The sequence below is a fragment of the Arthrobacter sp. ATA002 genome (assembly GCF_026898095.1).
Lineage (GTDB): Bacteria > Actinomycetota > Actinomycetes > Actinomycetales > Micrococcaceae > Arthrobacter_B.
On the sequence record NZ_CP114015.1, the window covers coordinates 2,876,752 to 2,889,814 of the forward strand.

At 67.1% G+C, this 13,063-nt stretch carries 7 protein-coding genes and 4 pseudogenes; 5 read left to right on the plus strand and 6 right to left on the minus strand.

Annotation, left to right across the window (positions count from 1 at the left end; all coding sequences use genetic code 11):
* Positions 1-173: 173 nt before the first annotated feature.
* Complete coding sequence (locus OL239_RS14245; RefSeq protein WP_268908791.1) at positions 174-1,385, plus strand: IS30 family transposase; 1,212 nt, start codon at positions 174-176, stop codon at positions 1,383-1,385.
* Between the two features lie 249 nt (positions 1,386-1,634).
* Here OL239_RS14245 and OL239_RS14250 read toward each other — a convergent pair.
* The 3 genes and pseudogenes from OL239_RS14250 to pdhA form a co-directional block, all read right to left on the minus strand.
* Positions 1,635-3,169: pseudogene (locus OL239_RS14250) on the minus strand (dihydrolipoamide acetyltransferase family protein).
* Complete coding sequence (locus OL239_RS14255; RefSeq protein WP_442864155.1) at positions 3,166-4,161, minus strand: alpha-ketoacid dehydrogenase subunit beta; 996 nt, start codon at positions 4,159-4,161, stop codon at positions 3,166-3,168. The pseudogene OL239_RS14250 and the gene OL239_RS14255 overlap by 4 nt, the downstream one beginning before the upstream one ends.
* A gap of 46 nt (positions 4,162-4,207) precedes the next feature.
* Positions 4,208-5,409 (minus strand): annotated as a pseudogene (pdhA, locus tag OL239_RS14260) (pyruvate dehydrogenase (acetyl-transferring) E1 component subunit alpha).
* Positions 5,410-5,574: 165 nt separating this feature from the next.
* Between pdhA and OL239_RS14265 the strand changes: the two are divergent.
* Positions 5,575-6,033 (plus strand): annotated as a pseudogene (locus OL239_RS14265) (Lrp/AsnC family transcriptional regulator); the annotation flags it as partial.
* 246 nt (positions 6,034-6,279) lie between these two features.
* On the opposite strand, the gene OL239_RS14270 reads toward OL239_RS14265, so the two are convergent.
* Both OL239_RS14270 and OL239_RS14275 read right to left on the minus strand, forming a co-directional pair.
* Positions 6,280-7,905, minus strand: coding sequence for a solute symporter family protein (locus tag OL239_RS14270; protein ID WP_268909463.1), 1,626 nt, complete (start codon positions 7,903-7,905; stop codon positions 6,280-6,282).
* Complete coding sequence (locus OL239_RS14275; RefSeq protein ID WP_268909464.1) at positions 7,902-8,273, minus strand: DUF485 domain-containing protein; 372 nt, start codon at positions 8,271-8,273, stop codon at positions 7,902-7,904. Before OL239_RS14275 ends, OL239_RS14270 begins: the two co-directional genes overlap by 4 nt.
* A 222-nt stretch (positions 8,274-8,495) precedes the next feature.
* On the opposite strand from OL239_RS14275, the pseudogene OL239_RS14280 reads away from it, so the two are divergent.
* The 3 genes and pseudogenes from OL239_RS14280 (at position 8,496) to OL239_RS14290 (ending at position 12,365) form a co-directional block, all read left to right on the plus strand.
* Positions 8,496-9,693: pseudogene (locus tag OL239_RS14280) on the plus strand (sensor histidine kinase).
* A gap of 19 nt (positions 9,694-9,712) precedes the next feature.
* On the plus strand, positions 9,713-10,480 hold the full coding sequence (locus tag OL239_RS14285) for a LytR/AlgR family response regulator transcription factor (RefSeq protein WP_268909465.1): 768 nt from the start codon (positions 9,713-9,715) through the stop codon (positions 10,478-10,480).
* 418 nt (positions 10,481-10,898) lie between these two features.
* On the plus strand, positions 10,899-12,365 hold the full coding sequence (locus tag OL239_RS14290) for a sodium/solute symporter (protein ID WP_268911778.1): 1,467 nt from the start codon (positions 10,899-10,901) through the stop codon (positions 12,363-12,365).
* Positions 12,366-12,397: 32 nt separating this feature from the next.
* On the opposite strand, the gene OL239_RS14295 is transcribed toward OL239_RS14290, so the two are convergent.
* Positions 12,398-13,027 (minus strand): DivIVA domain-containing protein, encoded by a 630-nt coding sequence (locus tag OL239_RS14295; protein ID WP_268909466.1) that lies wholly within the window; start codon positions 13,025-13,027, stop codon positions 12,398-12,400.
* Positions 13,028-13,063: the final 36 nt, after the last annotated feature.

Genomic DNA, 13,063 nt, shown 5'->3' on the forward strand with positions numbered 1-13,063 from the left:
CCGAGTGTCGGGACAATGCCGCTGCCCACACCGAGAGTCGGGAAACCGTCCCTTTGACCCATCGAGTGTCGAGACAATGCCACCCCCACTCATCGAGTGTCGAGACGATGCTGTTCCCGCGCTGGCAGAGTCATATGGTCAGTGCAACGCTCTGAAAATACAGGAGCGATGCGATGCCCAGCGGTTACCCCTTCAGCCAAGATTTCAAGGACCGGTTTTACGACCTGATCTGTTCCGGCGTCTCCCTGACCAGAGCGTGCGAGCTCATGGGCGTGTCAGCGATGGGAGCAAGGAACTGGTGGCGTGATGCTGGTGCAATGAAACTAGTTCAAAGACCCGGTGGTGGCGGACTGGCAAGACCTGGCCCGTCGAATAGACCCGGCGGCCCGGGACGCCGGCTAAACCTGGACGAACGGATCGAGATCATGTGCGGACTGCGGGCCGGTAAAAGCCAAGCCGAGATCGGGCGCATGATTGGCCGGGACAAATCCGTGATCTGCCGGGAAATCAGACGCAACCTCAACGCCAACGGGATCTACCACGCAGGGATGGCGCACTCCCGCGCCCATATCCGCGCCGACCGGCCCAAACCGTTCAAACTCATAGACAACCCGGGACTCTGCACCCAGATCACGCAATGGATGGATCAGGGCTGGAGCCCAAAACTCATTTCGTTGGTCCTGGCCAAGGACTTCCCCGATGATAAGAGCATGCAGGTCAGCCACGAAACGATCTACCAGTGCCTTTACGTTCAAACCCGGGGCCAGCTCCGCAAGGACCTTTACCGCACCCTGAGCCTAAAGCGGGCCCGCCGCAAACCGTTGACCACCGATCACACCACCGGGCGCGGCAAGCTCTTCTCTGACGCGTTCACGATCAGCCAGCGCCCGGCCGAGGCCGAAGACCGGGCAGTGCCGGGGCATTGGGAAGGGGACCTGATCGTCGGAACCGGCTCCCGCTCAGCGATCGGCACGCTGGTGGAACGCTCGACCAGATTCACGATCCTGCTGCACCTTCCCGAACGGCATACCTCCGAAGCGGTCGCGGAGGCCATGATCGCGGCGATGAAGCACCTGCCGGCGGACCTGCTGCGCACGGTGACCTGGGACCGGGGCTCGGAAATGGTCAAGCACAGGCAGATCACTGCAGAGCTCGGGGCGCCGGTCTATTTCTGTGATCCGCATTCGCCTTGGCAACGCGGAACGAACGAGAACACGAACCGATTACTGCGGCACTGGTTCGAGAAGGGTACGGATTTGAGCGTGTATACCAAAGCCGATCTGCGCAAGGTCCAGGACTCCTTGAACCGGCGGCCCCGCCCGACCCTCGGGCTGGCGACACCGGCTCAGAAACTTGCTGAGCTGCTGCAACCTGCAGCAGCCTAAACCCGCGTTGCACTAACCGGTTGACTTAGCCGCTCGAAACACCGCATGAGCCCGACACTCGAGGGGTTTGGCCGCATGAGCCCGACACACGACGGGGTTTGGCCGCATGAGCCCGACACACGACAGGGTTTGGCCGCATGAGCCCGACACACGACGGGGTTTGGCCGCATGAGCCCGACACACGACGGGGTTTGGCCGCATGAGCCCGACACTCGATCCGCGGCAAGGACCGCGGCCCGCACACCCCACCTACATTAGGGCCAGTGCCATCGCCGGCTCCGCCAGCACCGCTCCCACATCGCTGAGGAACCGGGCCCCCTGTTCACCGTCCACCAGCCGGTGGTCGAAGGACAGGCTCAGGGTCATGACCTGACGCAGGGCGACCGCCCCCTCGTGCACCCAGGGCTGTTCCCGGATAGCTCCCAGCGCCAGGATTCCCGCTTCACCCGGATTGAGGATGGGTGTTCCCGCATCAACGCCGAAAACTCCCACATTGGAGATCGAAAAGTTCCTCCCGCCAGGTCCCCGGGAGGAGTCTTTCCCGCTCGTGCGGTCTGCGTCAGGGACTTCAGCGCTTCAGCCAGATCGCGGAGCCCCAGGCCGTCGGCGTCCTTGATGTTGGGGACCATGAGTCCCCGCGGGGTGGCCGCGGCTATACCCAGGTTGACGTACTGGTACTGGATGATTTCCCTGGCCGCCTCATCCCAGCGGGAATTGAGCGAGGGGTGCCGCCCCAGCGCGATGCACACGGCTTTTGCAGCAAGTGTCAGCGGTGTGAGCTTCACACCCTCGAACGCGGGCTTGCTGCGCAGCCGTTCCAACAACTCGGCCGAGGCCGTGACATCCACAGCCAGGAATACCGTGGCATGCGGGGCGGTGAAGGCGCTGGCGACCATGGCTGCAGCCGTATGCTTGCGCATTCCGGCGACCGGGATCCGTTCCTCCCGGACGCCGGCTCCGTGCATGGACGCGCCCGAGGGCCCTATGGAAGCGTCCGACGGTCCCGTGGAAACGCCCGACGACGGCGCCGCCGGATCCGCCGCCTGCGCCTGATCCGCCGCCTGCGCTGCCGCAGTGACATCGGATCGGACAATGAGACCGTCAGGACCGGTTCCCTGCACGAGATCCAAATTGACGCCCAGATCCCTGGCCAGTTTCCGGACCGGCGGCGTCGACCGCGGCCGTTCCGTCGGATGCTCCGGCGCGGGATCGGCCAAAGTCGTCCGCGCCTCGACCGGCATCGGCGGAGCCACAACAGGAGCCGACACAACAGCCGGCGCGGCCGCTGGAGGCGCGTGTGGAGTCGCGCGTGGAGAAACAGCGGCATCCGGTGCAGAAGGCTGTTCCCCGGTGAGCCAGCGCCGCCGCGCCGGACGCCCGGTCTTTTCCGGAACCGCGCCGTACCCCACGAGGTTGGGCGTCCGTTTCAGCGGCTCGCCGCCGCCGGATCCGGACGGCGCACTGTGTGCCGTGCCGGTACCCGCGGTGCCGCCCGATGAGGAATCCACAGTGCCGGGCGCTGCCGCAACGTCCGGGGCCGGGCTCCCCCCGACGTCGAAGGACACGATGGGCGCCCCGACTTCCACCACGGTGCCGGCGGGTTCGTGCAGCCGCGACACGATTCCTGCGTACGGCGAGGGCAGTTCCACCACTGCCTTGGCGGTCTCAACGTCGGCAATGACCTGGTTCAGGGTGACGGTGTCCCCTACGGCCACATGCCAGGTGACTATTTCCGATTCGGTCAGGCCCTCACCCAGGTCCGGAAGGCGGAATTCCTGAATCACAGGCCGGCTCCTTCCAGCGCCGCACCCGCAGTGCCGCGGGCTCCCGGCAAGCTGCTGAGGGAGTTGGGGCGGCGCAGGGCACGGTCGACCCCGTCCAGCATCCGGTCCAGATCCGGAAGGTGGTGGTGTTCGAGCTTGGAGGACGGATACGGCACGTCAAAGCCGGTGACCCGCACGGGGGCGTGCTCCAGGTAGTCGAAGCAGCGTTCCGTGATACTGGCGGAGATCTCAGCGCCCACGCCGCCGGATTTGCCGGCCTCGTGCGTGATCACCAGCCGGCCGGTTTTCCGCACCGATGCTTCGACCGTTGCGAAGTCCACCGGCGAGAGCGAGCGCAGGTCGATGACTTCAACGGAAACTCCCTCATCGGAAGCGGCGACGGCGGCGTCGGCGGCCGTCATCACCAGCGGGCCGTAGGTCACGAGGGTGACGTCGGTTCCCTCGGCCACCACCCGGGCCTGCCCGAGCGGCGGGGCGCCGTCCAGTGATTCCCGGACCTCACCCTTGACGTGATAGCGCCGCTTCGGTTCGAAGTACAGGACCGGATCGTTGCTGGCGATCGCCTGCTGAATCATTGTGTAGGCGTCCTGGGGATTGGACACGCTCACCACGCGCAGACCCGAGGTGTGCGTGAAGTAGGCCTCCGGGGACTCCGAATGGTGTTCCGGCGAACCGATGCCGCCGCCGAAGGGAACCCGGATGGTCAGCGGCATGTTCACCGCCCCGCGGGTCCGGTAATGCATTTTGGCCACCTGGCAGACGATCTGGTCAAAAGCGGGATAGATAAACCCGTCGAACTGGATCTCCACCACCGGACGGTAGCCGCGGAACGCCAGCCCGACGGCGGTGCCCATGATCCCTGATTCAGCCAGCGGCGTGTCAATCACCCGGGAGGCACCGAAGTCCTGCTTCAGCCCGTCAGTGATCCGGAAAACCCCGCCGAGGGTACCGATGTCCTCACCCATCAGGACAACTTTGGGATCGGCGTCCATGGCTGCGCGCAGCCCGGCATTAATGGCGCGGCCAAAGTCATGGTGCTCATGCGTTGCCTCCCTTGTCGTCGATGCCCACGGGGTCGGTGCCGTGCACCTGGACGGGGTGCGACCCGTCCTCTTCCGTGCCGTACGCGGCGAGGTAGCGCGCGTATTCCTCCTGCTGGTTCTCCAGCCAGGAGTTCGGTTCGGCGTACACATGCGCGAAAACGTCCAGGGCCGGCGGCGGCGCCATGCCAATGCAGGAGGCACGGAGCTCGGCGGCAACGGCGTCGGCATGGGCACTTACGGCGCCGGCGAACTCGTCAGTGAACAGTCCGTCGGCCCGCAGCAGGGCTTCCACCCGGCTGATCGGATCCTTGGCCCGCCATTCCTCCAGCTCCCCGGCGCCGCGGTAACGGGTGGGGTCATCCGCGGTGGTGTGCGGGCCCATCCGGTAGGTCACGGCCTCGATGAAGCTCGGTCCTCCCCGCTGCGCGCCCGGTCCAGGGCTTCGCGGGTCACGGCCATCACGGCCAGGACATCATTGCCGTCGACGCGCACCGAGGGAATGCCGAAGCCCGGGGCCCGGTTGGCGATCGGCACCTGCGCCTGCAGCCCCACCGGCTCGGAGATGGCCCACTGGTTGTTGGAGCAGAAAAAGACCACCGGTGTGTGGAAACTGGCGGCAAAGACCATCGCCTCATTCACGTCGCCCTGGCTGGTGGCGCCGTCCCCGAAATAGGTGATGACGGCGTCGTCGGTTCCGTCCGCCACCACGCCCATGCCGTAGCCGGCGGCGTGCAGGGCCTGGGCGCCGATAATGACCTGAGTGGGAGCCATGTTCACGCTGTACGGATCCCAGCCGGCCGCCGCGTTGCCGCGCCAGACCCGCATCAAGGATTCCGGGTCCACCCCGCGGCACCAGGCCACGCCGTTCTCCCGGTAGCTGCCGAACACGAAGTCACTGGGCCGCAGGGTGCGGGCGGAGCCGATTTGCGCGGCCTCCTGCCCCAGCAGCGGCGGCCACAGCCCGAGCTGGCCCTGGCGCTGCAGCGCGGTGGCCTCGGTGTCGATCCGGCGGATCACCACCATGTCCTCGTAAAGGCTGCGCAGCTGGTCGGGGCCGACGTCGTTAACCCAGTGGTCGTAGGAGGACGTCACGCGGGAACCGTCGGGGCGGATCAGCTGGACGTAGGGGCCGGCAGCGGTGGCGCCGGCGCCGTGAGGGGGTCGAACAGGAGTATGCAGAGACACGTCGGTACGCATCCTTCCGTGTTGGGCCCCAGGGATGGCGGGACCGAACCGATGCCCGGGCGCCGTTACCCGGATACTGTGACCCTACTCACACTCATCATGCGGCACAACCACACGGTAAATCATTGAGCATTGTGCCCTGCATCCGGCGATGAGCCCGTGCTAATCTTTCGCACTATGCCTTTCCTGGACAGCACCGACACCCGGCTCCTGCTTGCCCTGGCGAAGGACCCGCGGCGCTCCGTGGTGGCCCTGGCCGCCGTTCTGGGGATTTCCCGCAACACCGTCCAGGCCCGGCTGGCGCAGCTGGAGACAAAGGCGGTGTTCCTGTCCTTCGAGCGCAGGATCAGCCCCGCAGCCCTGGGCTATCCGCTGATGGCGTTTGTGCACGTCCACGTCCAGCAGCAGCAACTCTCGGAGATCACGGCGCAGCTCGCACTGCTGCCCGAGGTCGTGGAGGCCCACGGCTTGACCGGCGACGCAGACATCCTGCTGCGGGTCGTGGCAGCCGACGCCGAGGACCTGTTCCGCGTCAACAAGGCAATCCTGGCGATACCCGGCGTCGAGCGCTGCGACACCAATCTGGCCATGGGCGAGCTGATTCCGTTCCGGGTGGCCCCGCTGCTGCAGCGCGGGGATCCCGGGACGGCGGCGCTGCGGCCGCGCCCGGCACCTAATATTCCCGCCCGTTCCGGGCCCGGCGCGGGAAGCCCTTCCGGGCCCGGCGGGAAGCCCACCCGGACCGGCGCGGGCCGCCCACCCGGCCCGGCGCAGTACTGCCGGAACACGGGCTGGGGCCCCGCACCGAAGTGCGGGGCCCCAGCCGCCCGGCCGGCGGGAACCGGAGGCGCGGTAACGAGTTGGTGCGGTGCTGCGGTGTACCTAGTGGTCCACCGCTTTCTCCGCGCCGACGCCGGTCAGCGAACGGACTTCCATTTCCGCCTGCTTCTGCGGAGACTCGTCATCCTTGCCAACAACGGTGCCCAGCCAGCCCAGGAAGAACGCCAGCGGGATGGAGACCAGCCCCGGGTTGTTCAGCGGGAAGATGGAGATGTCGATGCCCGACACCATGGAGGTCTCGGACCCGGAGAAGACCGGGGACAGGATGATCAGCAGGATGGCCGAACCCAGGCCGCCGTACATGCTCCAGATGGCGCCCTGGGTGTTGAAGCGGCGCCAGTACAGCGAGTAAAGGATGGTGGGCAGGTTGGCGCTGGCGGCCACGGCGAAGGCCAGGGCAACCAGGAAGGCCACGTTCTGCCCCTGGGCGCCGATTCCGCCGAGAATCGACACGACGCCGATGACGATCACCGTGCGGCGGGCCACCTTGACCTCGCCGTCCGCGTCCACTTTCCCCTTGCGGATGACGTTGGCGTAGATATCGTGGGCGAAGGACGCCGCCGCCGTGATGGTCAGGCCTGCCACTACGGCCAGAATTGTCGCGAAGGCCACGGCCGCGATCAGCCCCAGAAGCACCGGCCCGCCGAGGGCGAAGGCCAGCAGCGGAGCCGCGGAGTTCACACCGCCGGGAGCGGAGGTAATGGTCTCGGCGGGAATCAGCGCAGCAGCCCCGTAGCCCAGGATCAGGGTGAACAGGTAGAAGATGCCGATCAGCCAGATGGCCCATACCACGGACCGCCGGGCTTCCTTGGCTGTGGGCACCGTGTAGAAGCGCATCAGCACGTGCGGCAGGGCGGCGGTACCCAGCACCAGCGCCATGCCCAGTGACACGAAGTCCAACCGGGTGATGTCGCTCTTGCCGTACTGCAGGCCCGGGTTGAGAAGCTCCGGGTTGCCGGACATTTCCACCGCGGAACCCAGCAGTTCGGACAGGTTGAAGCCGTTGTTCGCCAGGACCCAGATGGTCATGATGCCCGCACCGGCAATAAGCAGGCAGGCCTTGATGATCTGCACCCAGGTGGTGCCCTTCATGCCGCCGATCAGTACGTAGATGATCATCAGTGCGCCGACCACGGTGATGACCAGGGACTGGCCGATCGTCGAGTCGATGCCCATCAGCAGGGACACGAGCCCGCCGGCGCCGGCCATTTGGGCCAGCAGGTAGAAGAAGCAGACGGCCAGCGTGGTGATGGCGGCCGCGATCCGGACCGGACGCTGCTTCAGGCGGAAGGACAGCACGTCGGCCATGGTGAACTTGCCCGTGTTGCGCAACATTTCGGCCACCAGCAGCAGTGCCACCAGCCAGGCCACCAGGAAGCCGATGGAGTACAGGAAGCCGTCATAGCCGTTGATGGCGATGGCGCCCACGATACCCAGGAACGATGCCGCCGACAGGTAGTCACCGGCGATGGCGGTGCCGTTCTGCGGCCCGGTGAAGGACCGGCCGGCGGCGTAGTAGTCCGCCGCCGTCTTGTTGTTGCGGCTGGCCCGGAGCACGACGATGAGCGTCACCGCCACAAACAGGCCGAAGATCAGCATGTTCAGCCAGCCGGTTTCCCGGACGGCCTCGGCGGACACCTCGGCCGCCGTGATGTTTACCGTGCTCATTTGGTCTCCTCCGGACGGCTGACGCCCTTGGCCTCAAGTTTTTCGCGCAGGTCCGCGGCAATGGGATCCATCCGGCGGTTGGCGTAGCTGACGTACCACATGGTGATGCCGAAGGTCGTGACAAACTGCCCCAGACCCAGGAGCAGCCCGATGTTGATGTTTCCCCAGACCGGGGTGGACATGAAGTCATGGGCGTAGTCGGCCAGCAGCACATACGCGAAGTACCAGAGCAGGAACACCACGGCCATCGGGAAAATGAAGCTGCGCTGCCGTTTCCGCAGCTCCTGCAGCTCGGGAGATTTCTGAACCTCCGTGAAGTCGACCGGCGCCGCATGGGCGCCTGAGCCGGTGGATTGTTGTTTTGCCATCGCTCCTCCTTGAGTTGGGCACGTCCCGGCAGCTGCCTCCAGGGCAAGCCGGCTACGGACAGCACGTATGTACACAATGTGATCAGCATCACCCTGCTACGAATGGCGCCCGCGCACCATATTCCCCGCCGCGGCTTCGCTGAACGGTCCCTCCCCTGCGGTGAGCGGTGGCACGGCCGGCCGTGAGCGGTGCTCCGCCCTGCTGCGGTTAGGCTAAAGGGCATGTTCAGCCCAGCCGTCGACGTCGCCGTGATCTGCGCCGTCGCCGTCCTCACCGTGGCCCTGGTCGCCGCACTGGGCCACCGCCTCACCCGGTCCCAGCGCGACCTCGGGTCCGACCGGGAACGGGCCGTCCACTCCGCCCTGCACACTGCCAGCCTCGCGTCCCGCCACCTCCGCGCCGGCCTCACCCCTTCGGGGGCCAGCAAGGCCGGGCGGCATCTGCGCGCCCTGCTGGGCTGCGACACGCTGGTCCTGGCCGACGCCGCCGCGGTCCTGGCCTGGGAAGGATCGCTGCCGGACACCCCGGACTCACGTGCGCGGCTGCTGGAGGCCTCACGCACGGTGCTGGAGAGTGGACGGACCAAAGTCTTCCGCGGCGCGTCCCTGCGTTCGCTGGGGATCGACGACGACGGCGGTCGGCAGCTGCTGGTGTGCCCGCTGCAAGTGAACAACCAGACGGTGGGCACCCTTGGCGTCTTCACCCCCTCGGTCAGCGCCGGGCTGGTCCGCGCGGCGAATGACGTTGCAGCCTGGGTGGCCGGACAGGTGGAACTGGCCGAGCTGGACACCTCCCGCACCATGCTGATGGAGGCCGAGGTACGCGCCCTGCGGGCACAGATCAGCCCGCATTTCATCTACAACTCGCTCAACGCCATTGCTTCCTACATCACCACCGATCCGGTGCGGGCCGGGAGCTGGTGGTCGAGTTTGCCGATTTCACCCGTTACACCTTTCGCCGCAGCGGCAACTTCACCACCGTGGCGGAGGAGCTGCAGGCCATCGACCGGTATCTGCTGCTGGAGCGGGCACGCTTCGGCGACCGCCTGAAAATCAGCCTGCAGATTGGCCCGGAGGTCCTGGGCACCGTGATCCCGTTCCTTTCGCTGCAGCCGCTGGTGGAAAACTCGGTGCGGCACGGACTGGAGGCCGGCGAGGGCCACATCACGATCACGGCGAGCGACGCCGGGACGCTGGCCGTCATCACGGTCGAAGACAACGGCACGGGCATGGATCCGGACTACCTGCGCGCCGTGCTGGCCGGCCATGCCGAGGGCGACCACGTGGGGCTGCGGAATGTCGATGTCCGGCTGCGGCAGGTCTACGGCGATGACCATGGGCTGGTCATCGACACGGCGCCGGCGCCGGAATCCTCATCACCATGCACATCCCCAAGTCGCAACCGGGCCACAGTACGTAAATCTTGTAACCTGTTTCACATGTCCGCACCTGCCAAAACCCCGCCGCGGCCGATTTCCGTGGTGGTTGTCGATGATGAGCTCCCCGCCGTAAACGAGCTGGCTTTCCTGCTTGGCCGCGACTCCCGGGTGGGCGAGGTGCACCGGGCGTCCAGCGGCGCGGAGGCGCTGCGTGCCATCGCGGCCGGCCCGGTGGATGCGGTGTTCCTGGACATCCATATGCCCGCACTGTCCGGCCTGGACATCGCCCGCGCCCTGTCCGGGAGGGAACGGTCCCCGGCCGTAGTGTTCGTGACCGCCGACGAGGAACAGGCGCTGGCTGCCTTCGACCTGGCGGCGGTGGACTACCTGCTCAAGCCCGTCCGTCCGGAACGGCTGGCGGAATCGGTCCGGCGCATCTGCGACCTCGCGGCCGAGGCCACCGGCGGCGACGGCGACGGCGGCAGCCCCGACGTCGTCAGCGTGGTGCAGGGAGGCACCACCCGGCTCATCCGCCGCGACGACATCCGCTATGTGCAGGCGCAGGGCGACTATGCCCGCCTCCACACCGCCGATGCCTCCTACCTGGTCCGGGTACCGCTGACTGATTTGGAAGAGCAGTGGGCGGAGGCCGGCTTCGTCCGCATCCACCGCTCCTATCTGGTGTCGCGCTCCTACATCCGCCAGGTGCGCGTGGCCGGGGGCCGGGCCAGCATCAGTGTCGGTTCGGCGGAGCTGCCGGTCAGCCGCCGCCACCTGCCCGGGGTGCGCAGTACGCTCGCCGCCAGCCGGGTGCGGCCCCGCGCATGACCCGGGACGTTCCGCACTTCCCGGACCGAACCCCGGACACCCGCAGCGGGTCCGGGTCACCGCTCCGCGCTCCGCCCCGGTGTCCGCTGACTCCTACCCGGTGTCCCGGGAGCTGGATGAACAAACCGAAGTCGGTGAGCTCTTCATCGGATCCCTCATCCGCTCCCAGCTGCGTTTAGCCCTGGTCGTGGCCGGCGGCTTTCTCCTGATCCTCCTGGGTGTTCCGGTGCTCCTGGCCTTCCTGCCGGTCATCGCCGACCTGACGCTGTTCACCGTGCCGGCGCCCTGGATCCTGCTGGGGATCGGTGTGTATCCCCTGGTCATCATCTGCGGAGCGCTGTATGTCCGCAGCGCCGCCCGCAATGAGCAGCGGTTCCTGGACCTGGTCGATGATGCCCAGGCACGCCGGGGCTGCCGCGTGAACCCGGCCGCCGGCTATGCCGCCCTGGCAGCGGTAGCGGCCGCGACCCTGCTGATCGGGGTCTACGGGCTGCGCATCTCGCGGACCACCGGTGACTTCTACGTCGCGTCCCGGACCGTGCGGCCGTGGTGGAATGCCTCGGCGATCGGCGGCGAGTACCTCTCGGCGGCCAGCTTCCTCGGTGTGGCCGGGCTGATCCTGGTTTCGGGCGTGGACGCGCTCTGGTTCCCCATCGGCTACACGGCCGGGTATCTGATGCTGCTGCTCTTTGTGGCCGCGCCGCTGCGCCGTTCGGGCGCGTACACGATTCCGGACTTCGCCCAGGTCCGGCTGGAGTCCCTGGCCGTCCGCCGGATCACCAGCCTGCTGGTGATCGCCGTCGGCTGGCTGTACATTGTGCCGCAGCTGCACGGTGCTGCACTTACCATCGGCATCACCACCGGGTTGCCCGGCTGGGTGGGATCGGTGGCGGTAGTGGTGGTGGTCTGCCTAAGCGTGGTCACCGGCGGAATGCGGTCCATCACCTTCGTGCAGGCCTTCCAGTACTGGCTCAAGCTGGCCGCCATTGCCGTGCCCGTGTTGTTTGTCCTGTTCCGGCTGTCGTCAAACGGACTGCCGTGGACGGACGGCGGCGCCGCGTTCACTGCGGCGCTGAATCCGGAGACCCATGCGTCCCTGTACCGGAACATTTCACTGAGCATTGCGCTGCTCTGCGGAACGCTGGGCCTGCCGCACGTGCTGGTGCGCTTCTATACAAACCCGGACGGGCCGTCGGCGCGGCGGACCACACTGATTGTGCTGGGACTGCTGTCCCTGTTCTATGTCTTTCCGATCATCTACGGGGTCCTTGGCCGCGTCTATACCCCCGAGCTTGCTGCCGGCGGGGCGGACTCCACGGTGCTGCTGCTGCCCGGGCGGGTCTTTGACGGCGCAGTGGGGGATTTGTTGTCGGCGCTGGTCACGGCCGGAGCGTTCGCCGCGTTCCTGTCCACCACCAGCGGGCTGGTGGTGTCCCTGGCCGGAGTGGTCAGCCAGCAATTCTTCCGCGGCAGTGTGGGCGGGTTCCGGCTCTCGGCCATACTGGCCGCCGTCGTGCCCCTGGGCCTGGCACTGCTGACCAGTTCGCAGGCGCTGGCCGGAAGCGTGGGAATGGTCTTTGCGTTCACCGCATCGACGCTGTGCCCGCTGCTGGTGCTCGGCATCTGGTGGCGCGGCCTCACGTCCCGCGGTGCGGTGTCGGGCATGGCGACCGGCGCAGTCCTCTGCGGCGGGGCGATGGTGGCCGGGGGCGTGCTAGCCGCGCTGGGCCGGCACGTCCCGGTGTGGCTGGAACAGCCGGCGGCGTGGACGGTGCCGGCGGCCTTCGCGGTGACCGTGGCGGTATCCCGGCTGCGTCCGGACCTGGCCCCGGCCGGCGCCGCCAAGATCCTGGCCCGGCTGCATACCCCGGAGCGGCGGCACTAAACCGCGGCCGCCAGCGTGGCTGCCGGGTACAGCTAGAGGCGGCCTGACGCCCCTCGATGCCGGCGGCCATTGCTGCCGGCAGGCTGGTCGATGGAGGCCATGAGTTCGACTACCCGGTCCAGGAACGTGTCCACCTGCGTCTCCTCGTATCCGTCGGCGCCCTTGGCCTCACGGAAGACCGCGCGGCGGACCACGTCCACGCTCAGCGGCTTGTCATTCTCGAAGTAGCCCAGCAGCTCGTTGCACAGGGCATCGACGTCCTCGACGTTGTAGCTGGGCACCTTGCGCCTGCTGGGACGGCGGAACCGCTCGCCCGGCTTGCGGTGCAGCCGCGCACGCAGCACCGCCGAGGTGCGGCCGATCTGCAGCAGCCAGGCCTCTTCACCCTTCTCCTGGATCAACTCATCTCTTTCACGCTGCGCAAACACGTCCTCCAGCCGATCCAGCGCCGCATCCACGGCCTGGGGCTCGTAGCCGGCCTTCGCCGGGTCGAACGCCATGGAGCGGACGTTGCGGCTGGTGATGGGCTTTGCAGAGCTGCTTTCGGCGTTGTAGTAACTGCGTGCCTTCGCTAGAAACTCATCAACCTGGCGCGTGTTGTAGCCGTATTCCCGACGCCCCACACGCTGGAAAGGGGCGCTGGCCTGCCGCGCTTCGTCCATGTCTTAACTGTTCCTCTATGGTCATGCCGCTTGTGT

Bases quoted from the DNA above. Each gene is read 5' to 3' on its own strand.
- OL239_RS14275 (WP_268909464.1), bottom strand. From the start codon at position 8,273: ATGGCAAAACAACAATCCACCGGCTCAGGCGCCCATGCGGCGCCGGTC.
- OL239_RS14255 (WP_442864155.1), bottom strand. From the start codon at position 4,161: ATGGACGCCGATCCCAAAGTTGTCCTGATGGGTGAGGACATCGGTACC.
- OL239_RS14245 (WP_268908791.1), top strand. From the start codon at position 174: ATGCCCAGCGGTTACCCCTTCAGCCAAGATTTCAAGGACCGGTTTTAC.
- OL239_RS14285 (WP_268909465.1), top strand. From the start codon at position 9,713: ATGTCCGCACCTGCCAAAACCCCGCCGCGGCCGATTTCCGTGGTGGTT.
- OL239_RS14295 (WP_268909466.1), bottom strand. From the start codon at position 13,027: ATGGACGAAGCGCGGCAGGCCAGCGCCCCTTTCCAGCGTGTGGGGCGT.
- OL239_RS14270 (WP_268909463.1), bottom strand. From the start codon at position 7,905: ATGAGCACGGTAAACATCACGGCGGCCGAGGTGTCCGCCGAGGCCGTC.